General features: G+C 64.7%; 24 protein-coding genes and 1 tRNA gene. 13 read left to right on the top strand and 12 right to left on the bottom strand.

Annotated elements, in window-relative coordinates:
* Window positions 1–75 precede the first annotated feature (75 nt).
* The gene (locus B0G62_RS22320) at window positions 76–471 is read left to right on the top strand and encodes a hypothetical protein (protein WP_103706385.1); all 396 of its coding nucleotides are present in this window, start codon (window positions 76–78) and stop codon (window positions 469–471) included.
* 237 nt (window positions 472–708) lie between these two features.
* On the opposite strand, the gene B0G62_RS22315 is transcribed toward B0G62_RS22320, so the two are convergent.
* Window positions 709–906 (bottom strand): hypothetical protein, encoded by a 198-nt coding sequence (locus B0G62_RS22315; protein ID WP_027817889.1) that lies wholly within the window; start codon window positions 904–906, stop codon window positions 709–711.
* Between the two features lie 857 nt (window positions 907–1,763).
* Here B0G62_RS22315 and B0G62_RS22305 point away from each other — a divergent pair.
* Window positions 1,764–2,594 carry a ferritin-like domain-containing protein gene (locus tag B0G62_RS22305; protein ID WP_103706383.1) on the top strand — a complete coding sequence of 277 codons (831 nt, stop codon included), beginning with the start codon at window positions 1,764–1,766 and terminating at the stop codon, window positions 2,592–2,594.
* 89 nt (window positions 2,595–2,683) lie between these two features.
* On the opposite strand, the gene B0G62_RS22300 is transcribed toward B0G62_RS22305, so the two are convergent.
* The 4 genes from B0G62_RS22300 to B0G62_RS22285 form a co-directional block, all read right to left on the bottom strand.
* Window positions 2,684–4,312: a DEAD/DEAH box helicase gene (locus B0G62_RS22300; protein WP_103706382.1), complete on the bottom strand. Its 1,629-nt coding sequence runs from the start codon at window positions 4,310–4,312 to the stop codon at window positions 2,684–2,686.
* Window positions 4,313–4,593: 281 nt separating this feature from the next.
* Window positions 4,594–5,214: a PAQR family membrane homeostasis protein TrhA gene (gene trhA / locus B0G62_RS22295; protein WP_103706381.1), complete on the bottom strand. Its 621-nt coding sequence runs from the start codon at window positions 5,212–5,214 to the stop codon at window positions 4,594–4,596.
* A gap of 290 nt (window positions 5,215–5,504) precedes the next feature.
* The gene (locus B0G62_RS22290) at window positions 5,505–6,800 is read right to left on the bottom strand and encodes a c-type cytochrome (RefSeq protein WP_103706380.1); all 1,296 of its coding nucleotides are present in this window, start codon (window positions 6,798–6,800) and stop codon (window positions 5,505–5,507) included.
* Between the two features lie 21 nt (window positions 6,801–6,821).
* On the bottom strand, window positions 6,822–7,577 hold the full coding sequence (locus tag B0G62_RS22285; protein ID WP_103706379.1) for a c-type cytochrome: 756 nt from the start codon (window positions 7,575–7,577) through the stop codon (window positions 6,822–6,824).
* Window positions 7,578–8,158: 581 nt separating this feature from the next.
* Between B0G62_RS22285 and B0G62_RS22280 the strand changes: the two genes are divergently transcribed.
* Complete coding sequence (locus tag B0G62_RS22280; RefSeq protein WP_103706378.1) at window positions 8,159–9,085, top strand: CopD family protein; 927 nt, start codon at window positions 8,159–8,161, stop codon at window positions 9,083–9,085.
* A 21-nt stretch (window positions 9,086–9,106) separates the two neighbouring features.
* Here B0G62_RS22280 and B0G62_RS22275 read toward each other — a convergent pair whose 3' ends face one another.
* Window positions 9,107–9,406, bottom strand: coding sequence for a hypothetical protein (locus B0G62_RS22275; protein ID WP_103706377.1), 300 nt, complete (start codon window positions 9,404–9,406; stop codon window positions 9,107–9,109).
* Window positions 9,407–9,701: 295 nt separating this feature from the next.
* Window positions 9,702–10,934, bottom strand: coding sequence for a galactonate dehydratase (gene dgoD / locus B0G62_RS22270; RefSeq protein WP_279629764.1), 1,233 nt, complete (start codon window positions 10,932–10,934; stop codon window positions 9,702–9,704).
* A gap of 110 nt (window positions 10,935–11,044) precedes the next feature.
* Between dgoD and B0G62_RS22265 the strand changes: the two genes are divergently transcribed.
* Together B0G62_RS22265 and B0G62_RS22260 are read left to right on the top strand one after the other, a co-directional pair.
* On the top strand, window positions 11,045–11,698 hold the full coding sequence (locus B0G62_RS22265; RefSeq protein ID WP_103706375.1) for a FadR/GntR family transcriptional regulator: 654 nt from the start codon (window positions 11,045–11,047) through the stop codon (window positions 11,696–11,698).
* Between the two features lie 152 nt (window positions 11,699–11,850).
* Window positions 11,851–12,453 (top strand): hypothetical protein, encoded by a 603-nt coding sequence (locus B0G62_RS22260; RefSeq protein ID WP_146055341.1) that lies wholly within the window; start codon window positions 11,851–11,853, stop codon window positions 12,451–12,453.
* A 61-nt stretch (window positions 12,454–12,514) separates the two neighbouring features.
* Here B0G62_RS22260 and B0G62_RS22255 read toward each other — a convergent pair.
* From B0G62_RS22255 to B0G62_RS22240, 4 genes are all read right to left on the bottom strand, one after another.
* Window positions 12,515–12,591: transfer RNA gene (locus B0G62_RS22255), tRNA-Met, on the bottom strand.
* A gap of 91 nt (window positions 12,592–12,682) precedes the next feature.
* A complete protein-coding gene (locus B0G62_RS22250; protein WP_103706373.1) occupies window positions 12,683–14,341 on the bottom strand; it encodes an MFS transporter in 1,659 nt (552 codons plus the stop codon).
* 283 nt (window positions 14,342–14,624) lie between these two features.
* Window positions 14,625–16,247 (bottom strand): sensor histidine kinase, encoded by a 1,623-nt coding sequence (locus tag B0G62_RS22245; protein WP_103706372.1) that lies wholly within the window; start codon window positions 16,245–16,247, stop codon window positions 14,625–14,627.
* A 12-nt stretch (window positions 16,248–16,259) separates the two neighbouring features.
* On the bottom strand, window positions 16,260–17,012 hold the full coding sequence (locus B0G62_RS22240; RefSeq protein WP_103706414.1) for a response regulator transcription factor: 753 nt from the start codon (window positions 17,010–17,012) through the stop codon (window positions 16,260–16,262).
* 293 nt (window positions 17,013–17,305) lie between these two features.
* Here B0G62_RS22240 and recA point away from each other — a divergent pair, with 293 nt between their 5' ends.
* From recA to B0G62_RS22200, 8 genes are all read left to right on the top strand, one after another.
* Window positions 17,306–18,382, top strand: coding sequence for a recombinase RecA (gene recA, locus B0G62_RS22235; RefSeq protein WP_103706371.1), 1,077 nt, complete (start codon window positions 17,306–17,308; stop codon window positions 18,380–18,382).
* Window positions 18,383–18,720: 338 nt separating this feature from the next.
* Window positions 18,721–19,449: a recombination regulator RecX gene (gene recX / locus B0G62_RS22230; protein WP_407671170.1), complete on the top strand. Its 729-nt coding sequence runs from the start codon at window positions 18,721–18,723 to the stop codon at window positions 19,447–19,449.
* A gap of 129 nt (window positions 19,450–19,578) precedes the next feature.
* Window positions 19,579–20,274 (top strand): DUF2889 domain-containing protein, encoded by a 696-nt coding sequence (locus B0G62_RS22225; RefSeq protein WP_103706369.1) that lies wholly within the window; start codon window positions 19,579–19,581, stop codon window positions 20,272–20,274.
* Window positions 20,275–20,325: 51 nt separating this feature from the next.
* Window positions 20,326–21,492 carry an ADP-forming succinate--CoA ligase subunit beta gene (sucC, locus tag B0G62_RS22220; RefSeq protein WP_103706368.1) on the top strand — a complete coding sequence of 389 codons (1,167 nt, stop codon included), beginning with the start codon at window positions 20,326–20,328 and terminating at the stop codon, window positions 21,490–21,492.
* 114 nt (window positions 21,493–21,606) lie between these two features.
* Window positions 21,607–22,488: a succinate--CoA ligase subunit alpha gene (gene sucD / locus B0G62_RS22215; protein WP_103706367.1), complete on the top strand. Its 882-nt coding sequence runs from the start codon at window positions 21,607–21,609 to the stop codon at window positions 22,486–22,488.
* Between the two features lie 184 nt (window positions 22,489–22,672).
* Window positions 22,673–23,377 (top strand): TerC family protein, encoded by a 705-nt coding sequence (locus B0G62_RS22210; RefSeq protein WP_103706366.1) that lies wholly within the window; start codon window positions 22,673–22,675, stop codon window positions 23,375–23,377.
* Between the two features lie 199 nt (window positions 23,378–23,576).
* Window positions 23,577–24,122: a pilin gene (locus tag B0G62_RS22205; protein ID WP_208624241.1), complete on the top strand. Its 546-nt coding sequence runs from the start codon at window positions 23,577–23,579 to the stop codon at window positions 24,120–24,122.
* Window positions 24,123–24,333: 211 nt separating this feature from the next.
* Window positions 24,334–26,154 carry a PglL family O-oligosaccharyltransferase gene (locus tag B0G62_RS22200; protein ID WP_103706365.1) on the top strand — a complete coding sequence of 607 codons (1,821 nt, stop codon included), beginning with the start codon at window positions 24,334–24,336 and terminating at the stop codon, window positions 26,152–26,154.
* Between the two features lie 88 nt (window positions 26,155–26,242).
* On the opposite strand, the gene moaC is transcribed toward B0G62_RS22200, so the two are convergent.
* The gene (gene moaC / locus B0G62_RS22195) at window positions 26,243–26,719 is read right to left on the bottom strand and encodes a cyclic pyranopterin monophosphate synthase MoaC (protein WP_103706364.1); all 477 of its coding nucleotides are present in this window, start codon (window positions 26,717–26,719) and stop codon (window positions 26,243–26,245) included.
* Window positions 26,720–26,787: the final 68 nt, after the last annotated feature.

The following is a 26,787-nucleotide window of genomic DNA, read 5'->3' as shown; positions in this document are numbered from 1 at the left end:
CTGGCCGAACGGCCAGGGTGCCGCGGGCGCCGCGCGATGCGACAATGAGCGATCAATTCGACAGTGGGGAATGCGATGCGTGGACTTGCGATGATCGGCGCGGCGGTGCTTGTCGGGTGCGCGGCCGCAGGCCTGGCCGGGTGCGCGAATACGTCGGGGCTGGTGGGCGGATGGCGTGCGCCGGCCTTCGCCGATCTGCAGCAGATGTGCGGCGCGCCGCAGCCCGATTATGGCGCGGACACGCAGGCCGTTTATTCGGCGGTCTATGACGCCTATGTCGCGAACCGCCATGGCAAGCTGCCGCAGGATCAGTTCTGCGGCTTCCAGGCGGGACTCGCGCAGCATTATTCAGCGAACGCCAGCGGTGCCGGTACGGATGCGCGTAACGCGTGGGTCGCGTATCTAAACGCGCAGCGCGCGCAGGCGCTGACGTGGCGCGCGTCGGCGGACCCGACGTTGCGCGGCGGTTGATCGAGCGGCCAGGACTAACAGCGACAGCGGTAAAAAAATGGTCACGCGGGCATGAAGCGCGCGGGTCCGCGTGACCATGCACTGCAGGCGCAAACGTCTACTGCCGTGCGCCTGCATCGGGGATGGGCTCGACACAGCGTTCTGGCGGACTATCCCGGCGGCCGCACAGGTCGAGAGAATGGGGTCATGCCTAAGCCGATCGTTTGCGGGCAGACAAGCGCGTCGCGCTCGCCCGGTTCAGGAACATCGTTTGATCGCGCGCAACGCAGAATCGCCGATTTCGGTCAGTCGCCATTGCTGAAGGCCGGAGGCGAGGCGTTCCAGTTGGACGAGTTGGCGTTCGAGGAGGGCGTCCAGTTCTTCGCGTTCCATGTCGATCTGGTTGGGCGCGTCCTTCACTAGCAGCAGGGTGGCGAATTCATGCGGACTCAGCATCTTTCTCTCCGTGTTGCCGCATCAGAGGTCAACGCGCGCAGCCGGGCGGGGCGGCGAGCTGACAGTCATGCGGTGGGCGTGCGTGAAAGCCTGCAACGGCGCGATGCGCGTGCCGGATGGGCGGATCGTTTGCTGTCGTGCGTCATCGGCCAGGGAGGCGATCGACGAATCAACCAAACGGCATCCGGCCTGGATCGGCGCCGGGGAACTGCAGTGTAGGCAAACCCGCTGCGTTGTACAAACCACACCCCAAAAATATTCCGTTTGACAATGGACGCGTGCTGCGGCGGTCGAGGCGCGCGCGCAGATCCTTGATTTCACTTGAAGTTCGTACCGCGACGCAAGAATGCGCAGTGGCTCGCGCCATGGGGTGCCGTGCCCGTCGATGCAATGCGCCATCTCGTCGAAGCCGTCGCGTGCGCGGGTGCGCGGCTTGCCCAAGTAACGTCAAGCGACCAGCGTGGAAGGATTCCTCGGTTATGCGTTTTGGCGCGCTCATCAGCTTGAGGTCAGCTTTCAGGCGCGCCAATTGCACGGGACTGCAAACCGATGCATGCCCGCAGCCATCGGGCGCGGCGTGAGGCGTGGCCCCCGACGCACTGGAAAACCAGGTCCGAATCCGCTGTCAGCCGGAATGTGCATAAGTTCGGCTATCCGCCCACGCGAGGCTTACAAGTCGATACTTCCTGGAACTGCGGGGATTGGGATCGGTCTGTCCTATCGGACTGCAGCTTTGCGAAACAGCAGCTAAGATGAAGCAAAAAGGGCTGGTACCTTTCGCTACGCGGACTGGGCGCAAGACCGGGTAGCGAGGACCGGTGCAGCATGGGCCGATACCGCTTTGGGAGCACGACAGAATGCGCAATGATATTGAGCCAGGTCACGTGATGCCTTGGCGCATCGAAGACATCGACCTCACGCGGATCGACCGGCAGCGTGCCGCAGCGAACGAAGACCTGCTGCTGCTGCTGTGCGCGGCCTCGTTCATCGAAAGCGGCTCGGATCTGTACACGAGCAACCTGAGCGTGTTCTTCAACGGTGACCCGGAGGTTTCCGACTGGCTCAACAACGAGTGGGAACACGAGGAGCTTCAGCACGGCCGCGCGCTGAAGACCTACATCAACTACGTGTGGCCGGAATTCGACTGGGACACCGCCTTCAACCAGTTCTTCGAGGAGTATTCGAAGACCTGCTCGTTCGAAGAATTCGAGAAGACGCGTGCGCTGGAAATGGTCGCGCGCTGCGTGGTGGAGACGGGCACGGCCACGCTCTATCGGGCGATCGGCGAATGTTCGGACGAGCCGGTGCTCAAGGAAATCACCGACAACATCCGCACCGACGAAGTGCGTCACTACAAGCACTTTTTCAAATACTTCAAGAAGTACAACCAGGTCGAGGGGCACGGGCGCCTGGCCGTGCTCGGTGCGCTGATGCGTCGCGTGATGGAGATCAAGAACGAGGACTCGGAGATCGCGCTGCGTCACGTGTTCGCGATCCGCTATCCCGACCGCGTGAAGGATTCGGCCTACAACCGCGAACTCACCGCGCGCGTGAACAAACTGGTGCGCCACAATCTGTCCGCGGATATGTGTGTGAAGATGCTGCTCAAGCCGCTCGATTTGCCCGCGCGCATTCAGCCGAGCGTGCACTACCCGCTCACGAAGATCACGCAACTGTTCTTCCGCTGATTTTTCCGCGTCGATAAAGAAAAAGGCCCGCTGATTAGCGGGCCTTTGTGCATCCGGCGAGCGGCTTCGTTGAGCGGCTTCGTTGCCGGTCAGCGGTCGCGCTGACCGTTGCCGTCGCGACGCGAGCCGCCCGGACGGCCGCCGAGCAGGGCGCCAGGGTTCGACTGCGGCTTGCGCTGCGGACGGCCCAGTGCGCTCTCGTGCGAGACACCGCGCTGGCTCTCGCGGCGCGTGTGTTCGCCGCGGTTGCCGGGGGTTGCGCTGTGGCTGGCTGCGCCTTGCTTGACGGGCTTCGCGGTGCGGATGCCGGTCGACGCGGGTTTGGCCGCGCGCTGGCCGCCATTACCACTATTGCCACCATTACCTGCCGAGGCGCGGCCGCCTTCACGACCACCCTCGCGCCCACCTTCGCGATTCCCGCCACGCGGCTCGCGGGCTTGCGCGGGTTTTGCGCCGCCATTGCCACCGTTAGCCCCTTGCGATGCGCCACGCCCCTGACCTTGCTGACCACGCCCTGGCTGTTGACCGCGTCCCTGCGGCTGGCCACGGCGCTGGATCGGCTCGGGCTTCGCGTTCGGGTCCGGCTCGAAGCCCGGAATCACTTCCTGCGGTACCGCGCGCTTGATGAGGCGCTCGATATCCTTGAGCAACTGATGCTCGTCCACGCAGACGAGCGATACCGCCTCGCCCATTGCGCCCGCACGGCCCGTACGGCCGATGCGGTGCACGTAGTCTTCCGGCACGTTCGGCAGGTCGAAGTTGACCACGTGCGGCAGTTGATCGATGTCGATGCCGCGCGCGGCGATGTCGGTCGCCACCAGCACCTGCAGCGTGGCGTCCTTGAACTCGGACAGCGCGCGCGTACGGGCCGACTGGCTCTTGTTGCCGTGGATCGCGAGCGCGCTGATGCCATCCTTCGTGAGCTGTTCGGCCAGGCGGTTCGCGCCGTGCTTGGTGCGCGTGAACACGAGCACCTGGAACCAGTTGTGCTGGCGGATCAGGTGCGTGAGCAGTTCGCGCTTGCGGTCGCGATCGACCGGATAAACCTTCTGCGCGACGGTTTCGGCCGTGGTGTTGCGGCGCGCGACTTCGATCAGCGCGGGCGAGTCGAGCAGGCTGTCGGCGAGCGCCTTGATCTCGTCGGCGAAAGTCGCCGAGAAGAGCAGGTTCTGGCGCTTGGGCGGCAGCTTCGCGAGCACGCGCTTGATGTCATGGATGAAGCCCATGTCGAGCATGCGGTCGGCTTCGTCGAGCACGAGGATTTCGAGCTGCGAGAGGTCGATGGTCTTCTGCTGCATGTGATCCAGCAGCCGGCCCGGCGTCGCCACCACGATGTCCACGCCGCGTTTGAGCGCGTCGATCTGCGGATTGATGCCCACGCCGCCGAACATGACCGTGGACTTGATCTTCAGGTACTTGCCGTAGGCGCGCACGCTTTCTTCCACCTGGGCGGCAAGCTCGCGCGTGGGCGTGAGGATCAGCGCGCGCACGACGCGCTTGCCGTTGGCGGCGGGCGCCGCCGTGTCGGTCAGACGTTGCAGGATCGGCAGCGTGAAGCCTGCGGTCTTGCCGGTACCGGTCTGCGCGCCGGCGAGCAGGTCGCCGCCGCCGAGCACGGCGGGAATGGCTTGCGTCTGGATGGGCGTAGGCGTGGTGTAGCCGAGTTCGTGGACAGCGCGGACCAGCGGTTCGGACAAGCCGAGAGAATCGAAAGACATAAACACCTGTTGTATTGCAGTATCGCGAGCGGCAGGCGCTGCCGTCATCGGGCGCGCTATGCGGCGTGGGCGTCTTGCGCCTCATGCACGCTCAGGGACGTACACCCGGCACGTACGGTCACACACGCCTATCCGCTCGCGTTGATTCGGACGGCGCGCCAGTGCGCGCGCCGCTTGTCGGCGCTTCTCAAGAGCGCCGGCTGGCATGGGTTGCATCGCGCGGCCGCGGACACTGCGGCCGCCGCGCGACGGACTTCGTGCTGATTCCCGGAAGGGACGCGTCAGGCGACGTAGGCCGCGACGCTCACGAATTGACAGACGCTCCCGGCGAGCACGAACAGATGCCAGATTCCATGTCCGTGCCGGATGCGTTCGTCATTGACGAAAAAATAAATGCCGACGCTGTAGATGATGCCGCCGGCCAGCAGCCATGCGGTGCCGGCTGCAGGCAGCGTGCTGATGAGCGGCTTGACCGCGACCAGCGCGAGCCAGCCCATCACCACGTATAGCACCATCGACAACATCCGCGTGCGGCGCCCGAGCGTAAGCTCCTGCGCAATGCCGAGCGCGGCAAGCCCCCAGCTCACGCCGAAGAGCGACCAGCCCCACGGCCCGCGCAGCGTAACGAGCGAGAAGGGAGTATAGCTGCCCGCGATCAGCAGATAGATCGCGGCATGGTCGCACTTTTGCAGCACGGCCTTGATGCGCGGACCGCGTACACCGTGATACAGCGTGGAAATCGTGTACAGCGCGCACAGCATCGCGCCGTAGACGGCGAAGCTCACGACCTTGTACGCGTCGTGATCGAGCGCCCCGAGCGTCACGAGCGAAACCAGCCCCGCGATCGACAACATTGCGCCCACGAGGTGAGTAATGCTGTTCAGACGCTCACCAGCGTGCATGACGACAACTCCTTGTTCTTCTTGCCCCGCAGCGTCGCCATGCCGATCCTGGGTCGTCATGACGATGCGGCGCCGGTGCGACTGCAAACCTGCTTTGCTGCCGCTTCCGTGCGCCTGTCGCGCCGTGCTCAAAAAAACGTTGGTTCAACTTCTTTCAATTACATTTGGCCACTGCCTTTGACCGTTCGCCGCTGGAAAGCCGCGCGAACCGCCAAATAGCGAAGGGCGCAGCCAGCGGCGTTTTGCCGGCTGCGCCCTTATCAGGCAAACGCCACTATAACAAACGCGGCCTAGTCGAGCGGCGCGGAGCGCAGATCGGCCACCTGCTGCGGGGACACCGGCGTGCCCTTGTTGCCCCACGTCATGCGGATATAGGTCACGACCGCTGCCACTTCCTGATTCGACAGCGCTTGCGCGAACGGCGGCATGCCATAGGGGCGCGGATTGCCCTGCGTGCTCGGCGGATAGCCGCCGTTGAGCACCATGCGGATCGGATTCACAGCCGAATGCATCTGGATCGACTGATTGTTCGCGAGCGGCGGGAAATTCGGCGGCATGCCGAGGCCGTTCTCCGCGTGACACTTTGCACACTGGTCATGGTAGATCTTCTGACCTTGCTGTAAGAGTTCGCCACCGAACGTATCCGAGGTCTCCATCTGCATGTTCTCGGGCGCTTCCTTCTTCTGCGGGATGGTCTTCAGATAGGTCGCCATCGCCTGGATGTCGTCATCCGACACATATTGCAGGCTGTTATGGATCACGTCCGCCATCGGGCCGAACACCGCGCCACGCCCCGATACGCCGGTCTTGAGCAGGCTGGAAATATCCTTGATGTCCCAGTCGCCGAGGCCGCCTTCACTCGAGGTGAGCGAGGGCGCATACCAGTTCTGCAGCGGAATCAGCCCGCCCGCGAACGCCGACGAGTTGACCGGCGCGCCCATCATGTTGATCGACGTGTGGCACATGCCGCAGTGGCCGAGCCCTTCGACCAGATACGCGCCGCGATTCCACTCGACCGACTTGGTCGGATCGGGCTTGTACTCGCCTTCGCGGAAGAACAGCGTGCGCCAGCCGATCAGCAGATTGCGGTTGTTGAACGGGAACTTGAGTTCGTGCGGGCGGCTGGGCACGCTCACCGGCGGCACGGAGCGCAGGTAGGCGTAGATCGCGTCCGAATCGGCGCGCGAGACCTTCGTGTAACTCGTGAACGGGAAGGCCGGATAGAGCAGGCTGCCGTCCTTCGAGCGGCCCGTGTGCATGGCGCGGTAGAAGTCGTCGGCGCTCCACTTGCCGATGCCGGCACGGTCGTCGGGCGTGATGTTCGGCGTGTAGAGCGTGCCGAACGGTGTCGCCATCGGCAGGCCGCCCGCGAAGATCTTGCCGCCGCGCACCGTATGGCACGCGATGCAGTCGCCGGCGCGGGCGAGGTATTCGCCCTTCTTGATGAGATCGGATTGATCGGCGGTGGTGGCGGCTTGCGCCGAGCTGTTGTGCAGATAGGTGTTGCCGGTCCACAGCACGGGCACGAGCGCCGCGGCGGCGGCGAGCACGACTGCGGACAGGGCGAACAGGGACTTGCGGTTCATATGGCTGTCTCCCCCGGCGCGTTATTGCGGTTCGCTGCCGCAGGCAAGCGGCGTCTTCAACGAGCCCGCCGCTGCCGGCACGGGATTTTGCGGCGCATTCTGCGTCGAGAGCCAGGCCGCGACCGCGTTCACGTCTTCGTCCGTGAGGCGCGTGGCGATCTCATGCATGCAGTCGGGCGCCTTGGCGTGACGCGAGCCCGAGCGCCATGCGCCGATCTGCGCGCTGATGTAGTCCGAATGCAGGCCGACGAGACCCGGAATCGCCGGCTCCATGCCGGTGAGCTTCGCGCCGTGGCAGGCGGCGCACGCGGGCACCTGTTTGGCCGCGTCGCCATGCAGCACGATGGCCTCGCCGCGCGCGAGCACGCTGTCACCCACCGTTGGCTTCGAGGGCGGCGGATACGGCGGGCGCTGCTGCGAGAAGTACGTGGCGATCTCGTGCAGGTACTCGTCGGAGAGATAGGTGACCAGGTAATTCATCGGAGGGTACTTGCGGCGCCCGTCGCGAAAATTCATCAACTGGTTGTAGAGATATTCGGCGGGTTTGCCGGCCAGCCGCGGGAAGTAGTCGTTGTCGGTCCCCTGGCCGTGCGAACCGTGGCACGCGGTACAGCCCTGCACGCGCGATTCGATCGTGTCGGGGGCTTTCGGTTGCGGGGTCTGTGCGCAAGCAACGCTGAAGATTCCGGTCGTGCCGAACAGCAGTGCGGCTCCCAGCGGCGCGACGAGCGAAATGAGCGGTCGGAGGATACGTCTTGGGGACACGCGTGACTCCATTCTTTATCGTGGACCTGACCAGGCTTCGTGCGGCCCGGCTTGAGGCTGCGCGCGATGAAAGCGAAGAGACCGTGCGCGCTGCGGCAACGCAGCCAACCTTATCGTCGCGACCCGACAGCGATTTTTGCCACGCTCGAGACTGTTTCCGCATTCCGGCAGCTCGCCTGGGCGGGCTTACCCGAACCCGATAGTAGCGGAGGGTCGCAACGACGCCGGTTATGATTCTGCACCTGTTAGCGGATCCGTGACTCGGGATTGTCCCTGCCTTCGCTCATCATTTTTTGCGCGTTCGAGGGTGGGGCGACGAAGTTGTCATTGAGTTGCCATTGAACCGATCCGCACCTCGGCTATCGAAGCAGGCGCGTCTCGAAAAGGCGCGTTGCTCCCTGCAACTTCCCCAAACTGCCCTTGGCCCGTTTTCTTGTTGTTTCCTTGCCACTCGTCTCGATGACTCCAATTGCACTTTCCGCACTTTCTGCACTTTCCGTTTCGATGCTGCAGGCGCGCCCGGATGACCGCGCGCCCCGCGCTTTGCCCGCTGAAATCCGTCTATTCCCTGACCATCGGGAGGACGCCGCCCGATGAAAGCTGACTGGCTCTGGATCGGGCAGGTCGCGATGGCCGCCCTCGTCAACCTCGCCTATGCCTTCGCGCTGGGCTCGGCGCTCTATGGCGCGTGGCTGGAAAAGGACGCGCGCAGCGCCGTCGCGCCCGCGCGCCTCGCCTGGCTGCGCGCGCAACGCTCGCTGCGTGCGTCGGCGTTCGTGCTGGTCGTCGCGCTCGCCATGTGGCTGCTGTACGAGAGCGCGTCGATCAGCGGTGAAACGCTGCCGGGCGCGTTCGGCGTGATCTCGACGGTGCTCGCGCAAACGCACGTCGGTCATGCGTGGAGCATCGCGTTCGCCGGCGCGCTCGTGCTGCTGGCGACGGCGCTGGCCTCGGCCGGCCCGCTGCGCGACGGCGTGCTGTGGCTTGCGATCATCGCCGTGGCGGCGGGGCGCGCGGGCCTTGGTCACGCGGCGGACGCGGGCTTCGCCTCGGCGGCCCTCGGCCTGCATACGCTGCACGTGCTGAGCGCGAGCGCCTGGAGCGGCATCGTGATGGCGGGCGGGCTGGCGGTGCTGCCCGCGCTGGGCGCTTCGACGGCGCGCGGCGTGCTGATCCGCACGGCGGGGCAGGTATCGAACGTGGCGTTTTTCGCCGTCGGTCTCGTGCTGGCGACGGGCGTGTTCAACGGCATTCGCGGCACTGGCGGCTCGATCGACGCGCTGGAGGCGAGCACATGGGGCCATGTGCTGCTCGCCAAGCTCGCGCTCGTCGTGCTGGCGCTGCTGCTGGGCGGCTTCAACCGCGTGGTGGCGATGCCCGAACTGCGCCGCGCGGCCTCGACCGGCGCGGCACGGCGCTTCGTCAACGTGCTGCATCTCGAAGCGCTCGTGATGATGGCCGTGCTGGTGATCGCGGCCGTGCTGGCGCATAGCGTGCCGGGCTATGTGTTGCAGGGTTGAAACGTCACCCTGGTTGCGCGCTCACTCATAGCCCAGGCGATGGCTGAGAATCGGCGAGAAGAACAGGGCTATGGCGCAGCCAATGGCCTTGCCTTCGAGTTCGGCGAGCGCGGCGACCGACGAGGGATGCGCGATCAGGTCGATGAGTTGCGGCGCGCACCACAGAACCGCTACGCCGATAAAGCTCAGCTCCAGCGCCGCGATGCGCCAGCCGCGCGTGCAGGCGACGGCGGCGGCAATGACGCGCGTCAGGCCGAAAACGACGAGTGCGAGCACGGCAGCCTGTTCGCGGATCAGATAGTCCGGGAGCATGAAGTCCATGTGTATCCCCTGTAGCTTTTCGCGTTGATCTCACAGGGGATTCAGCAAGGAGCAGGCCAGCGGCGCGTCCGGCGCGCCGCATCAGGCTCGCAGCGCATTCGCGAGTGCGCGCGCGCCTTGTGCGGCGCGGTTTCGCAAGGAAAAACGTTGTGTGCGGGAATGTGCAAAAACGACAAAGGCCGCGAGCGCCCAGGAGCACTACGCGGCCTGCCAGCCAGAAATCGGCCTCAAACGTTACGGCGCTGAAACATGGCCCGCGCGGACCGTCACGTAACGCCGCGACATCGCGCGCTCATCACCACTCGGCGACGCTGCCGTCCTCGTGGCGCCACACCGGGTTACGCCAGCGGTGGCCGGTCTTCGCCATCTCGCGCACCTTTTCCTCGTTGACCTCGATGCCGAGTCCCGGCCCCTGCGGAATCGACACGAAGCCGTCTTCGTACTTGAACACTTCCGGATTGCGGATGTAGTCGAGCAGATCGTTGCCCTTGTTGTAGTGGATGCCCAGGCTCTGTTCCTGGATGAACGCGTTGTAGCTCACCGCGTCGATCTGCAGGCAGGTCGCGAGCGCGATCGGGCCAAGCGGGCAGTGCAGCGCGAGCGCCACGTCGTAGGCTTCGGCCATCGACGCGATCTTGCGGCATTCGGTGATGCCGCCCGCGTGCGAAGCGTCGGGCTGGATGATGTCCACGAAGCCGTTGGCGAGAATATGCTTGAAGTCCCAGCGCGAGTAGAGACGCTCGCCCAGCGCGATCGGCGTGCTGGTCTGGTTGACGATGTCGCGCAGCGCCTCGACGTTCTCGGAGAGCACCGGCTCCTCGATGAACATCAGCTTGTACGGATCGAGTTCCTTCGCGAGCACCTTGGCCATCGGCTTGTGCACGCGGCCATGGAAGTCCACGCCGATGCCGACGTTCGGGCCCACGGCCTCGCGCACGGCCGCGACATTGTCGATCACGCCCTGAACCTTGTCCCAGGTGTCGATGATCTGCAGCTCTTCCGAACCGTTCATCTTCACGGCCTTGAAGCCGCGCTCGACCACGGCGCGCGCGTTGTTGGCGACGTCGCTCGGACGGTCGCCGCCGATCCACGAATAGACCTTGATCCTGTCGCGCACCTGGCCGCCGAGCAGCGCATGCACGGGCACGCCATGATGCTTGCCCTTGATGTCCCACAAAGCCTGATCGACGCCCGCGATCGCGCTCATCGTGATCGGGCCGCCGCGATAGAAGCCCGCGCGATACATCACCTGCCAATGATCCTCGATCAGGAGCGGGTCCTTGCCGATGAGGTAATCGGCGAGTTCCTGCACGGCGGCTTCGACCGTGTGCGCGCGGCCTTCGACGATCGGCTCGCCCCAGCCGACGATGCCTTCGTCCGTTTCGATCTTGAGAAAGAGCCAGCGCGGCGGCACGACGAAGGTTTCGAGCTTGGTGATTTTCATGGGATGTCTCCGGATCCAGGCTTGAGCGGTAAGGTTCACGGCGCGGGCCGCCTGGCTGGCGTCCCCGCGCGTCCTGGCGCACATGCTACTGCAAAAAACGCCGAAATTCGCGTTAAAGTGCTATTAATAGTATTATTTCTCGCCGATTCCCAATATCCAGGAGAACAGTCATTCAGCGCGATCTGCACGGCACGGTGGCCTTCGAACTCGGCAGCGCGATTCTGCGCGGCGAGCCTGCGCCTGGCGAGATCCTGCCGCGCGAAGCCGAACTCATGGAGCGCTTCGACGTGAGCCGCACGGTACTGCGCGAGGCGCTGCGCACGCTGACGTCGAAAGGACTCGTGGAGTCGCGGCCGAAAGTGGGCACGCGCGTGCGCGAGCGCGCCGCGTGGAACCTGCTCGACGCCGATCTGCTCGACTGGTATGCGCGCGTCGCGCCGCCGCTTGCCTTCGCGCTCAAGCTCCAGGAAATGCGCGAAATGATCGAACCTTACGCGGCGGGACTCGCCGCGAGCGCGCACGACGCCGCGTCGCTTGCCCGCATCGACGAAGCGCACGCGGCGATGGCCGTCGCGCGTAACGTCGACGAATGGGTGCGCGCCGATCTGCGCTTTCATCTGGCCGTGCTGGCGGCGTGCCGCAACGAATTGCTGGTGCCGCTGGGCGTGCTGATCGGGCGTACGCTCGAAGGCCAGTTGCGCGTGAACGCCAAACGCGCTGATGTCTTCAACGCCGCGCTGCCCGACCACACCGTAGTCGCGGATGCGATTGCCCGGCGCGACGCGAACGCCGCGCGCGAAGCGATGGCCGCGCTCCTGCGCGTGACTCGTGGGCGGATTGAAGGGTGAGGCAGAGGGGGAGTGTGGCCGTAAGCGCAAAGCGGTCTGAGTTTGCGCTGGAGCGACCAAGGCTTAAATATTGCGGGTAACTTTTCCGGCGACTGCCATCCTAATACGTGCTTGCGCAATAAAGCGCCAGTCGTTTAGTGAGGAGTCCGGAAATGGCACGAGCCTCGAAGCGTCGCCCTAGCCGTCGAGCAGAAATCCTTGCGTTGATCCGGGAGCGCCCCGGCGCGACCTCGGCGCAGATTGCCGAGCACCTTGGAATTGCCGACCCGGGCAAGATCACTGCCGATATGTGGCCGTCGATCCGTAGTGGACGCGTATTGACGGAGCGCGTTATGCAAGGTGGCAGACACGTCAACGCGTATTACTTACCGGATCAGATAAACGGCGATTCGGTTACGCGAGTCAATCAGCGGGTCGTCGATGCGAGCGAAGTCATTGCGCCGCCCTTGGGCGTTGCCGCACAAACCAGTGTCTTCGGCGGTCCGGTCAAGAAAGCGCAGAAAGCGAAGGTGCGCCGCAAGCCTGTTGTACGACGAGCGACAAGCCCGGTTGAAGCCGGCAAGACTGGCGATGATGCGCAGGCGACCTCTATTCGCGATACAAACGGCTTTGCCTGTGCGCTCAACGGCGATGGCGAACTGCTTTTGATTCGGGGTGGCCAGATCTTGGCCTCGCTGACAGAGGCGGAGGCGGCGTCATTGCAAAAGCTGCTGATCAGGCAAAAGCTCGCGAGTGTCTTCGCGGCAATGACGTAGGTGCGAGGGCGTGAGAAATAGAAAAAGCCGCTGTTTCGAAAGAAACCGCGGCTTTCGCATTTGGTGGCGAATCAGGGATTCGAACCCCGGACCTGCGGATTATGATTCCGTCGCTCTAACCGGCTGAGCTAATTCGCCTAAGAGAAAAAGATTATGCCTACGGCCCGGCACCCTGTCAAGCACCTTCTCAAAACTTTTTCAGGGCGCCGGGTCGTCTCCATCGATGCGCTCAATCCTGCGCATAAATATCCGAATCCTTGGTTTCCTTCACGAACAACATGCCGATCACAAACGTCGCCAGCGCGATGATGATCGGATACCAGAGCCCCGAGTAGATATCGCCTCTCGCCGCCACGATCGCGAACGCCGTCGCGGGCAGGAAGCCGCCGAACCAGCCATTGCCGATGTGATAGGGCAGCGACATCGACGTATAGCGGATGCGTGTCGGGAACATCTCCACCAGCATCGCCGCGATTGGCCCGTACACCATCGTCACGAAGATCACGAGGATCGTCAGGACCACCACCGTCATCGGCCAGTTGAGCTGCGCTGGATCGGCCTTGAGCGGATAACCCGCGCTCTTCAACGCGCCCGAAAGCGTCTTGTCGAACGTCGCGCCCGCCTCCTTGGCGCCTGGCGCCTTGCCGTTATACGTGTCGATGGTCGTATCGCCCACCTTGATCTGCGCGAGCGTGCCCGCCGGCGCGGCCACGTTCGAGTAGTTCAGGCCAGCCTTCGACAGCGCGCTCTTGGCGATATCGCACGAACTGGTGAACTTCGAGGTGCCCACGGGGTTGAACTGGAACGAGCATTCGTCCGGATTCGCGATCACGACGATCGGCGCGCGGGCGGTCGCGGCTTCGAGCGCCGGATTCGCGTAGTGCGTGAGCGCCTTGAAGAGCGGGAAGTAGGTGAGCGCGGCGATCAGGCAGCCGGCCATGATGATCGGCTTGCGGCCGATCTTGTCCGACAGCGATCCGAAGAACAGGAAGAACGGCGTGCCGATCAGGAGCGCCAGCGCGATCAGGATGTTGGCGCTCGCGCCTTCGACCTTGAGCGTCTGCGTGAGGAAGAACAGCGCGTAGAACTGGCCCGTGTACCAGACCACGGCCTGACCCGCCGTCACGCCGATCAGCGCGAGGATCACGACCTTGAGGTTGCGCCATTGGCCGAACGCTTCCGTGAGCGGCGCCTTCGACACCTTGCCTTCGGCCTTGATGCGCTTGAACGCCGGCGATTCGTCGAGTTGCAGACGGATCCACACCGAGACCGCGAGCAGCAGGATCGAGGCGACGAACGGCACGCGCCAGCCCCATGCGCTGAATGCGTCTTCGCCGATGGAGGTACGCACGCCGAGAATCACGAGCAGCGACAGAAACAGGCCGAGCGTGGCGGTCGTCTGGATCCAGGCGGTGTAGAAGCCGCGGCGTCCGGGCGGCGCGTGTTCCGCGACGTAGGTTGCCGCGCCGCCGTACTCGCCGCCGAGCGCGAGGCCCTGCAGCAATCGCATACCGATGAAGATCACCGGCGCGGCGATGCCGATCGACGCGTAACCGGGCAGGAAGCCGACCACGAAGGTCGACAGGCCCATGATGACGATGGTGACGAGGAAGGTGTGCTTGCGGCCCACGAGGTCGCCCAGACGCCCGAACACGATCGCGCCGAACGGGCGCACCGCGAAGCCCGCGGCGAAGCCGAGCAACGTGAAGATGAAGCCCGCGGTGGGATTGACGCCGGAGAAGAAGCTCTTGCTGATGAAGGCCGCGAGCGAGCCGGCCAGATAGAAGTCGTACCACTCGAACACGGTGCCGAGCGACGACGCGAAGATCACGCGTTTTTCGTCACTGGTCATCGGCGCGTGCGAGACTTGTCCGCCAACGGTTGCCATATGTGTCTCCAATTTTGATGTGCGTGTGGGGCCGCGTTCGCGGCGGTCCTGCGCAGCATTATTGGAATGGAAACTTACGGGGTTCTGACGTGCGGGGTCGGGTTTCGGGGCGCATGCGGAAGGCTTTATGTTCGCGCAAATACTTTTAACGATTCGTGAACGCCGTTTAACGTGCGTTTATCGGCGTTGAGTGTGCGATTTTTCCTGCGATGTATGCCGCGCGGCTAAGGGAAAGTCCCAAGCCTGTTTGGTCTCTTCTGACGTCAGTTTTGGCTTACGCGTGTCAGCTGGTCCCGCGCAGACGCAGCGTGACGCGCACAAGCGTGCCCGCCAGGCGCGGCGTTTCCTGATAGACATGGTCGTCGATGGCGAGCGTGCCGCCGTGCATCGTCGCGATCTCGCGCACGATCGCAAGACCGAGGCCGCTGCCGTCGCCGTCGCGTCCCAGAATGCGGTAGAAGCGCTCCTGCACGCGCTCGCGCTCGGCGGCCGGAATGCCGATGCCGGTGTCTTCCACTTCCAGATGCACGGCCCGCGCGGCGGGGTCGGGCCGCACGCGCACGGTGATGCGCCCGCCTGGCGGCGTGTAGCGGATGGCGTTGTCGATCAGGTTCGACAGCATCTCGCGCAGCATCACCGGGTTGCCCTCGACGATCATGGGCGCGCTTGCGCCGTCCTGTGTCTCGCCCTGACTGCCCGCGTCGTCCGGGCCTTCGTAGCCCAGGTCCATCTGCCGCGCGAGCGCGGGCTGCACCCAGTCGCGCACCGCATGGCGCGCGACTTCGGTGACATCGACGGATGTGAAGACCTGGCCCGACATGCGATTTTCGGCGCGCGCAAGCGCCAGCAACTGCGTGACGAGCCGCGCCGCATGTTCGGAACTCATCGCGATCTGTTCGAGCGAGCGATGCACCTCGGGCGAAGCGTCCTGCCGCAGCGCGAGTTCGGCCTGGGTGCGCAGACCCGCGAGCGGCGTTTTCATCTGATGCGCGGCATCGGCGATGAAGCGTTTTTGCAGTTCCATGTTCTGTTCGAGGCGCGTGAGCAGGTCGTTGAACGAGGTCACGAGCGGTTCGATTTCGGGCGGCGCGCGGCGCGCTTCGAGCGGCGAGAGATCGTCGGGGCGGCGCATGCGGATGTTCGACTGCAGCGCGTGCAGCGGCGCCAGCCCGCGCGAGAGTCCGAACCACACCAGCAGGATCGCGAGCGGCAGGATCACGAACTGCGGCAGGATCACGCCCTTGATGATGTCGTTGGCGAGCGCGCGGCGCTTGTCGAGCGTCTCGGCCACCTGCACGAGCACGGGCTGCGAGCCGGTGAGATGCGGCGGCTCGACCGTCGTGTAGGCGACGCGGATATCGGTGCCGTGCAGCGTGTCGTCGCGAAACTCGACGAGGCCGGGCGAGGGCCGGTCGTCGTCGCGCGGCAGCGGCATGTCGCGGTCGCCGCCCACCAGTTCGCCGCGGCTGCCGAGCACCTGGTAATAGACGCTGTCGACGTTGTCGGCGCGCAGGAAGTCGCGCGTGGAATCGGGCAGCGTCAGCTCGGCCACGCCGTTGACGGGGTGGATCTGGCGCGCGAGCACATAGGCATCGGTTTCGAGCGCGCGGTCGAACGGGCCGTTGGCGATCGACTTGGCGACCAGATAGGTGACCGCGATGCTCATCGGCCAGAGCAGCAGCAGCGGCGCGAGCATCCAGTCGAGGATTTCGCCGAACAGCGAGCGCGGGCGTGCCTCGGCGGCGGCTTCGGCCTCGTCTGGCGGGGCGAAGGGATTGGCGTAGCGGGCGTCGCGCGCTTCGTCGTCGAGCGCGCCGGGTGTGTCCGACGTGCCGGACGCACCTTCAGGGCGCGGGCTGGCGGACGAGGCCGCCTTGATGCGCGCGGCGGGAGCGGGCTCGGCCATCGTCGCGCCCGGCTATTTGAAGTAGTGGCTGGATGGCATGACGGGCGGGACGGTTTGAGGTTCCGCGGGGGGAACCTTTGCCGGCGCGCTGGCCGCCGCCGCTTCCTTTTCCAGACAGTAGCCGAGGCCCCGCACGGTCACGATCTGCACGCCGCCCGTCTCCAGTTTCTTGCGCAGGCGATGCACATAGACCTCGATGGCGTTGTTGCTGACTTCCTCGCCCCATTCGCAGAGATGATCGACCAGTTGTTCCTTCGACACCAGCCGCCCGAGCCGTTGCAGCAGCACTTCCAGCACGCCCAGCTCGCGCGCCGACAGGTCGAGCACCTGCTCATGAATGCGCGCGACGCGTCCTACCTGATCGAATGACAGCGCGCCGTGGCGCACGACCGTCGGGCCGCCGCCCGCGCCGCGCCGCGTGAGCGCGCGCACGCGCGCTTCCAGTTCGTTGAGCGCGAAGGGCTTGGCCATGTAGTCGTCGGCGCCGAGATCGAGTCCCTTGACGCGTTCGTCCACGCTGTCGGCGGCGGTGAGGATCAGAACGGGGAGGTTGGAATTGCGCGCGCGCAAACGCCGCAGCACTTCGAGGCCCGGCATTTTCGGCAGGCCCAGATCGAGGATCAGCAGGTCGAAAGTCTGCATCGACAAGGCAGTATCGGCATCCACGCCGGTACGCACGTGATCAACGGCATAGCCCGATTGGCGGAGTGATCGGACCAGACCGTCCGCGAGTATGCTGTCGTCTTCGGCAATGAGGATTCGCATGGTGCGCAAGCGTTGCCTTCGAAGCGACCCGCGTCATGCTGGGGCGCGCTTCGCAGCACCGGCGCCGGTTCGCAGGCTTGGGGCCTGACGGCGGGCGGCGCACGGCGGTCTCCGAAATTCGCGGTTTCGGCACGCGCGTTAGTTGAAAACGAGCTTGCCAAAACTACTGTTTTTTTATACAGTGTCTGAGTTCGTTGGCACCGCTCGCCATTCGTCATCCAGGTTCACCCAGGTGTCGCAGGCGGGGGCGTGCATCGTCATCAGACGCCGTTCATCATAGCAAAGGACGATTCATGGAAGATAGCAAGAAAGGCTCGGCTGGGCTGACTGCTGAGAAGAGCAAGGCGCTGGCCGCCGCGCTCGCGCAGATCGAAAAGCAGTTCGGCAAAGGGTCGATCATGCGACTCGGTGACGGCGACGTGGTCGAGGACATCCAGGTGGTCTCCACCGGCTCGCTCGGCCTTGACATCGCGCTCGGCGTGGGCGGTCTGCCGCGCGGCCGGGTGGTCGAGATCTACGGTCCGGAATCGTCGGGCAAGACCACGCTCACGCTGCAGGTGATCGCCGAACTGCAGAAGATCGGCGGCACGGCGGCGTTCATCGACGCGGAACACGCGCTCGACGTGCAATACGCTTCCAAGCTTGGCGTGAACGTGCCGGAACTGCTCATCTCGCAGCCGGACACGGGCGAGCAGGCGCTCGAAATCGCCGATGCGCTGGTGCGCTCGGGCTCGATCGACATGATCGTGATCGACTCGGTCGCCGCACTCGTGCCGAAGGCCGAAATCGAGGGCGAAATGGGCGACTCGCTGCCGGGTCTGCAGGCGCGTCTGATGTCGCAGGCGCTGCGCAAGCTCACCGGCACGATCAAGAAGACGAACTGCATGGTGATCTTCATCAACCAGATTCGTATGAAGATCGGCGTGATGTTCGGCAACCCGGAAACCACCACGGGCGGCAACGCGCTGAAGTTCTACGCATCGGTGCGTCTGGACATCCGCCGTATCGGCTCGATCAAGAAGAACGACGAAGTCATCGGCAGCGAAACGCGCGTGAAGGTTGTCAAGAACAAGGTCTCGCCGCCGTTCCGCGAAGCCGTGTTCGACATTCTTTACGGCGAAGGCATCTCGCGTCAGGGCGAAGTCATCGACCTGGGCGTGCAGGCCAAGATCGTCGACAAGGCAGGTGCGTGGTACAGCTATAACGGCGAACGCATCGGTCAGGGCAAGGACAATGCGCGCGAATTCCTGCGCGAAAACCCCGATATCGCCCGCGAGATCGAAAACCGCATCCGTGAATCGCTTGGCGTGAGCGCGATGGCCGAAGGCGTGAAGAACTCCGGCGAAGTCGAAGTCGCGGACGAAGAATAAGTCCCGCGAATCCGGAATCGGGGCCCTGAAGGGGGAGCACGACTGTGATGCGCAAGCGCGGGTTTGTCTCGGCACAGCCGTTGGCCGCGAAGGTTTCGTCCTCGACTTCGGACGAGGCGCAGCGCCTGCGTCAAGCAAGCAGCGATGCACGGAGCGTCACCCGGCGCTCCACGGCATCCTCTGATCGGTCCCGGATTTCCCCCCTGGTTTCTCCCCGTTTTACTCCGCAAAGCCGCGACGCCCATTTGGGCGATCGCGGCTTTGTGCATTCCGAGCCTCAACTTTTGTCCGATTCCCCAACGCCTGATCTCGACGACGAAGGCGGCGCGGTGTTCGAAGTGCCGTTCGAGGCGTTCTTCGACGCGCCTGTTGATGCCTCGCCGCAGCCTGTTTCGAACGCAACCGCAACACGCCGCGCGCCGCGCCCCGCCACTCAGGCCTTCACGCGCAGCGCCAGTCGTCGCGCGGATTTCGACGACTCCGAATCGTTCGACGCGCACGATATCGCGCGCGCTGCCGAAAAAGCGCGCGAAGAAGACGGCGACAGTTACGAACGCACCTCCACGCTGCGCGCCGCCCGCAAAGCCAGCGCGGCTTCGGCGAACAAACAGCGCCCCGAACGCTCGCTCAAAGGCCGCGCGCTCGGCTATCTCTCGCGTCGCGAATACAGCCGCGCGGAGCTCTCGCGCAAGCTGATGGCCTACACCGAAGACGCCGACGAACTCGAAGCGCTGCTCGATGCGCTCGAACGCGACGGCTGGCTGTCCGACGCACGCTTCGCCGAAAGTATCGTGCACCGCCGCGCCGCGCGCGTGGGGGCGGGGCGCATCGTCAGCGAACTCAAGCGTCATGCCGTGGGCGAAGCCCTCATCGAGGAAGTAAATACGCAGTTGCGCGAGACGGAACTCACGCGTGCCCGCGCGGTCTGGCAGAAGAAGTATGGCCAGTTGCCCGAGACGCCGGCCGAGCGCGCGCGACAGGCCCGTTTTCTCGTCGCGCGCGGTTTTTCGATGTCGATCATCGGCAAGATCCTTAAAGGCATCGAAGACAGCTTTGACGGCGATTAGTCGGAAAATTGATCCTCGTGGATCAAAAAACGTCTGGAAACAAGCTTCTACTGGGGTTGCGGAATCGTCGCTGTCTCAAATAACCGGTATGCTAAAATCGAGAAGTTTTCCAAACCGGTCTGACCCAGCATGCCGCTTTCTCCGCCAGCGCCTCGCCAGTTGCGTCATCAGCGCGCTATCCGGGCGGTCGCCTATGAGCGCGAAGACGGCCTGTGGGACATCGACGCCTGCCTGACGGACCACAAGCCTCGCGATGTGGCGTTAGCATCCGGTGTCCGGCCTAATGGTTTGCCGATCCATGAACTCTGGCTTCGTATCACGATCGATCGCAAGCTCAATGTCGTCGACGCCGAGGCGTCGTCCGACTGGGTGCCTTACGACGGTCAGTGCCAGAACGCCAATCCCGCCTATCGGGCCCTTATCGGGCTCAATCTCCTCCAGAACTTCCGCCGCGACGCGGGCCGACTTCTCGCCGGCACGCAGGGCTGCACGCATCTCACAGAAATGTTGGGCGTGTTGCCGACGGTCGCCATTCAGGCGTTCGTGGGAGCCGTGTGGGATACATCGAATGGCAATCCGGGCGACGAGTCCGGACCGGATCTCGGCAAGACTGCCGGCGACGAATCCGCCGCCGGTGAGAAACCGCCTTTCCAGCTCGGCCGCTGCCACGCGCTGCGGTTCGACGGCGAGGCGGTCAAGCAGTTTTATCCGCGCTGGTATGGCCATGCGCCGCGTTCGAAAGAGCGTGGCGGGGACGCTGCCAGCGTGCGCGAGGACACAGGACCGGGCCATGAGGGCAAGGCCGACGCCGTCGCGCATGAATAACAACAGCGGAAACGAAGTTCACTCCAACTCTCAGACTGAAGGGAATCACGCATGAAGATTCACGAGTACCAGGGTAAGGAAATCCTGCGGAAATTCGGCGTCGCGGTACCGCGCGGCAAGCCGGTGTTTTCGGTGGATGACGCGGTCAAGGCCGCTGAAGAGCTGGGCGGTCCGGTGTGGGTCGTCAAGGCCCAGATTCACGCGGGTGGCCGCGGTAAGGGCGGCGGCGTGAAAGTGGCGAAGACGCTGGAACAGGTCCGCGAATACGCGAACCAGATTCTCGGCATGCAACTCGTCACGCACCAGACCGGTCCGGAAGGCCAGAAGGTGAACCGTCTGCTGATCGAAGAAGGCGCCGACATCAAGCAGGAACTGTATGTCAGCCTCGTCGTCGATCGCGTGACCCAGAAGATCGTTCTGATGGGTTCGAGCGAAGGCGGCATGGACATCGAAGAAGTCGCCGAAAAGCATCCGGAACTGATCCACCACATCGTCGTCGATCCGAACACGGGTCTGCTGGATGCCCAGGCTGACGACCTCGCCGCGAAGATCGGCGTGCCGGCTGGCTCGATTCCGCAAGCTCGCGCGATCCTGCAAGGCCTGTACAAGGCATTCTGGGAAACCGATGCGTCGCTGGCCGAAATCAACCCGCTGAACGTCACGGGCGACGGCAAGGTCATCGCACTCGACGCGAAGTTCAACTTCGACGCGAACGCGCTGTTCCGCCATCCGGAAATCGTTGCGTACCGCGATCTGGACGAAGAAGATCCGGCTGAAGTCGAAGCCTCCAAGTTCGACCTCGCGTACATCTCGCTCGACGGCAATATCGGCTGTCTGGTGAACGGCGCGGGCCTTGCCATGGCGACGATGGACACCATCAAGCTGTTCGGCGGCGAACCGGCGAACTTCCTGGACGTCGGCGGCGGCGCCACGACCGAGAAGGTCACGGAAGCGTTCAAGCTGATGCTGAAGAACCCGGAGCTGAAGGCGATCCTCGTCAACATCTTCGGCGGCATCATGCGCTGCGACGTGATCGCGGAAGGCGTGATCGCGGCGTCGAAGGCCGTTGACCTCAAGGTGCCGCTCGTCGTGCGTATGAAGGGCACGAACGAGGACCTCGGCAAGAAGATGCTGGCCGACTCGGGCCTGCCGATCATCTCGGCGGACAGCATGGAAGAGGCTGCGCAGAAGGTTGTCGCGGCTGCCGAAGGCAAGTAACTTTCAGCGGATACGAATGACGCAGTGCCGGCGCGAAGCCCGCTACACGTGGCCTACGTGGCATTACGCAGCGGACGACGCGACGCGCGGCGTCAAGCGAACAGAGGTCAATACATGTCGATTCTGATCAACAAAGACACCAAGGTCATCACGCAGGGCATCACCGGCAAGACCGGTCAGTTCCATACCCGTGCATGCCGTGAGTACGCCAACGGCCGCGAAGCATTCGTCGCGGGCGTGAACCCGAAGAAGGCCGGCGAAGACTTCGAAGGCATCCCCATTTACGCCAACGTGCGTGAAGCCAAGGATGCCACCGGCGCGACCGTTTCGGTCATCTACGTGCCGCCCGCAGGCGCTGCTGCCGCGATCTGGGAAGCCGTCGAGGCCGACCTCGATCTGGCGATCTGCATCACGGAAGGCATTCCCGTGCGTGACATGATCGAAGTCAAGGACCGTATGCGCCGCGAAGGCCGCAAGACGCTGCTCCTCGGCCCGAACTGCCCCGGCACGATCACGCCGGACGAGCTGAAGATCGGCATCATGCCGGGTCACATCCACCGTAAGGGCCGCATCGGCGTCGTGTCGCGTTCGGGCACGCTGACGTATGAAGCGGTTGCGCAGCTGACCGCGATCGGCCTTGGCCAGTCGTCGGCAGTCGGTATCGGCGGCGACCCGATCAACGGTCTGAAGCACATCGACGTCATGAAGATGTTCAACGACGATCCGGATACGGACGCCGTGATCATGATCGGCGAAATCGGCGGTCCGGACGAAGCCAATGCCGCAGAGTGGATCAAGGGCAACATGAAGAAGCCGGTCGTCGGCTTCATCGCGGGCGTCACGGCGCCTCCGGGCAAGCGCATGGGCCACGCCGGCGCGCTGATCTCGGGCGGTGCGGACACGGCCGACGCGAAGCTGGAAATCATGGACGCGTGCGGCATCAAGGTCACGCGCAACCCGTCGGAAATGGGCCGTCTGCTGAAGTCGGTGCTGTAATTTCGAAATACACCACCGCTTGCGGCATCACGGATGCGCGGGCGGCCGGCGTTTTTTGATATGCTTGCGGAATCCTTTCACGAGGTTTCCGAACAAAAGCGAGGGAGCCAGTCATGGCTGCCTCGCTTTTTTCATTTGGCGCGCGCTTCGATCAAAAGCGCGCGCGGCTCAACTTCTCGCTCTCATGCTCGAGTTCTTCACGTCGCTCCATTGGGGCGCTGTCATCCAGATCATCGTCATCGACATCCTGCTCGGCGGCGATAACGCCGTGGTGATCGCGCTCGCCTGCCGCGATCTGCCCGCGCAGCAGCGCCTGCGCGGCATTCTGTGGGGCACCGTCGGCGCGATCGTGCTGCGGGTGGTGCTGATTGCTTTCGCGGTGGTGCTGCTCAACGTGCCGCTGCTCAAGTTCGCGGGCGGCCTGCTGCTGCTGTGGATCGGCGTGCGGCTGCTGGCGCCGGCGCATCTCGAACACGCCAATGTGAAGCCTTCCGACAAGCTGCTCGGCGCGATCAAGACGATCATCGTCGCCGACGCGGTGATGAGTCTCGATAACGTCGTGGCCATCGCGGGCGCCGCCGAGGCCGCCGATCCGCGCCACCGCATCGCGCTCGTGATCTTCGGGCTGATGGTGAGCATTCCGCTGATCGTGTGGGGCAGCCAGCTCGTGCTGCGGCTGCTCGACCGCTATCCGGTGATCGTCACGCTGGGCGCAGCGCTGCTCGGCTGGATCGCGGGCGGGTTGATCGTCAACGACCCGGCCGGCGACCGCTGGCCGCTGCTCGATACGCCCGTGGCCGAGTACGGCATGTGCGTGGCGGGCGCGCTGTTCGTGGTGGTGCTCGGGCATCTGCTCAAGCGTCGCAATGCGGCGCGCGCGCATTCCTGACAGCGCCGCGCCTAAGCCATCCGGCCGACTGCCCCGCCAACCAGGGCGCCGATACGATCGAAACGCCTGTTCACCTTCCGGTGGGCAGGCGTTTTTCGTTTCAGGAGCCCAGATGATGACCGTATCGAACTCTGTTTCAACGCCATGCACGCAGGCCGGCGTCAGACCGCGCGCGTTTTCCACTCGCGCCGCATCGCTCATGCGATCGTGGCGGGCCATACTGCGCTGGGCCTCGCCCGGTTTCACGCTCATCGAACTGATGATCGTGCTCGCCATCGTCGGCGTGATTGCGGCGTATGCCATTCCCGCGTACCAGGACTATCTGGCGCGCAGCCGGGTGGGCGAGGGGCTGTCGCTGGCGTCGGCGGCGCGGCTTTCCGTCGCCGAAAACGCCGCGAGCGGCACGGCCTTCGGCGCGGGCTACACCACGCCGCCCGCCACGCGCAATGTGTCATCGGTGCAGATCGACGACGCGACCGGACAGATCACCGTGGCCTTCACCACGCGCATCGCGCCGGAAGGGAGTAACACGCTCGTGCTTGTGCCATCGGTGCCGGACAACGCCGATGCGCCCACGGCGCGCGTCGCGCTCGCGCCGGGTTCGGTGCAGGGCGGCACGCTTACCTGGGAGTGCTTCGCGGGCGGCAAGACGGCTTCGTCGCTCGGCGCGCCAGGCGCGGGACCGGCTCCGGCCGATGCGGCCACGCTCCCGGCCAATCTGGCGCCGCCGGAATGCCGCGCGTAAGGGTGTGCTGATAGAACGCCAGCGTCTCCTGGCCGGGGCGCCCGGTGCCCGCAGAGGGTTGCGCAAGCACCGCCCGCGCGGCCAGGAGCGGCTTGATAAGGTGAGCGAGGAGTGAGGGCGTGACCGGTGCGCGCGGATTTCGTCTGAAAGCCGCCGCACAGGGAGGGAAAAGTTTTGTATAGTGCGCCGGTTGCCGACGCCCCCACTACTCATGCCTTCTCCTTTTGCGCGTTACCTTACGTTCGTCCTGCTGGCTCTTGCGTTGATCCTGCCGTATGCGGTCGTCAACCATACCTATCCGATTCCGACGTTCTATGCCGAATTCACGGCGCTCGCGCTCTACCTGATGGTGGGAGCGGGCGTCTGGCTGCTGGTGCGCTCCGCGCGCCCGGCGGTGGAGTTCGCCTCGCCCGTAGTCGCGCTCGTGCCGCTCGCCTTCGGGCTGTTGCTCGTCGTGCAGACCATTGCGCTGCCGGTCGCGCAGCCATCGATGAACTGGCTCGGCGCGGGTTATCTGCTGGCCGCTTTCATGGCCGTTCATGCGGGCTACGGCATCGCGCGCGCCAGACTCGTGCGCACGGCGATGGTGTGGGGCGCGTGGGCGCTCGTGATCGGCGGCCTGTTCGCCGTGTTCTGCCAGATCGTGCAGTTGCTGCATCTCGAAGTGAAGGTCTCGCCGCTCGTCGTCGCCTATAACGTGCAGTTCGACCGCCGGCCGTTCGGCAACATGGCGCAGGCCAACCACCTCGCGACCTACATCGCGTTTGCGACCGCGGCTGCACTGTACCTCGTGCAAACGCGCCGCCTGAACCTGCTGTTGTGGGTCGTGCTGTCGGCGATCTACTCGGGTGGCCTCGCGCTGACGGTGTCGCGCGGTCCGTGGCTGCAGATGGGCGTGATCGTGGTGGCGGGCCTGTGGATGGCGCTTTCGGCGGCGCGCGGCGTGCGCGGCGAGCGCGACGTCCACGTCGGCGATGTAGCGGTGAAGGCGGGCGTGCGCGACTGGCTCGTGCCGCTCGTGCTGTTTGCGATCTTCGTCGCCGTGAACGCGTTCGTGCGCTGGGCCAACGTGCACTACCAGTTGCAGCTCGACCAGTCGGCGGCTGACCGCTTCAAGGACGCCGGCCAGATTGCGCCGCGCATCGCGCTGTGGCGCTACGGCTGGACGATGTTCAAGGAGCATCCGCTGCTGGGCGTCGGCTGGGGCGATTTCCCGATCCACCAGTTCGAACTCGCGCGCACGCTGGGCGGCGTCGAGATCGCCAACAACTCGCACGACATCTTCCTCGACCTGCTCGCCAAGACCGGCGTGGTGGGCTGCGGCATCGTCCTGCTGGGGCTGCTTGCGTGGTTCGTGCGTCAGTTGCGCGCGTCGCACACGGCCGAGCGCATTTTTGGTTTCGCGCTGATCGGCGCGCTGGCCATGCACGCGCTCGTCGAGTATCCGCAGCAGTACATGTTCTTCCTGCTGCCCGCGATGTTCGTGTTCGGCCTGCTGGAGACGAAGCCGCTGCGCTTCGTGCCGTCACGCGCGGCCTTCGCGGCTTATACGGTGATCGTGTTCGGCGGCATTGTTTCGCTGTGGCCGGTGCTGCGCGACTACAACCGGGCCGAAGTCCTCTACTATGGCTCGCACCCTGCGCAGCAATACGCCGAGGCGCCGTCGTTCCTGTTCCGTGCATGGGGCGACTACGGCATGGCGACGCTTATGCCAATGAACGCCGCGAACCTGCCGAGCAAGCTGGCGGCGCACGAGCGCGCGATAGCGCTGCTGCCGGGCGAGACGGTGCTGCGCCGCTATGCGGTGCTGCAGGCGCTGGCGGGGAATACGGATGGCGCGGCCGACACGGTCGCGCGTCTGAAGATCTTCGCGCAGGAACTGCACGACTGGCCGACGCAACTGGCGGCGCTTTACGGCCTGCTCGACGCCGAGCCGACGCTCGCGGGCTTCAAGGCCGATCTGGTGAAGCAGTACGGCAATCCGCCGGCTTCGGCCAGCGACGATGACGATGATGATGATTCGGATGATTGATTCGAGCGATTGACCTTTGCGGTCATCGTCGAGACGGGCGGCGTAGCGCGTGAGCGCACGCCGCTTTTTCATGGCCGGTCAAGACCGCTCAAGCCGCCACCCAATCCCCCGACTTCCCGCCGTGCTTCTCCAGCACGCGCACATCGGTGATGGTCATGCCGCGATCGACCGCCTTGCACATGTCGTAGACCGTCAGCAGGCCGACCTGCACGGCGGTCAGCGCTTCCATTTCCACACCCGTGCGCCCGAGCGTCTCGACCTGCGCCGAGCAATGCACGCCAGGCAGCGCCTCGTCGAGCACGAAGTCCACCTTCACGCGCGTGATGGCGAGCGGATGGCACAGCGGGATCAGGTCCGAGGTGCGCTTCGCGCCCTGGATCGCGGCGATGCGGGCGACGCCGATCACGTCGCCTTTTTTCGCGTTGCCGTCGCGGATCAGCGCGAAGGTCTCGGGCAGCATGCGGATCGTGCCGCTCGCCACGGCGATGCGTTTGGTCTCGGCTTTATCGCCGACGTCGACCATATGCGCGTCGCCTGCGGCGTCGAAATGAGTGAGTTCGGGCATGGGTTTTCTCCGCGGCTTCATGGGGGCGCTTATCTTAACAGCGCCGCGCGAGGGCGCCCGGCCGCCAC

Source organism: Paraburkholderia eburnea (genome assembly GCF_002917095.1).
Taxonomy (GTDB): domain Bacteria; phylum Pseudomonadota; class Gammaproteobacteria; order Burkholderiales; family Burkholderiaceae; genus Paraburkholderia; species Paraburkholderia eburnea.
The sequence above is the reverse complement of the archived record's forward strand: the minus strand, read 5'-3'. Positions and strand labels throughout refer to the sequence as shown.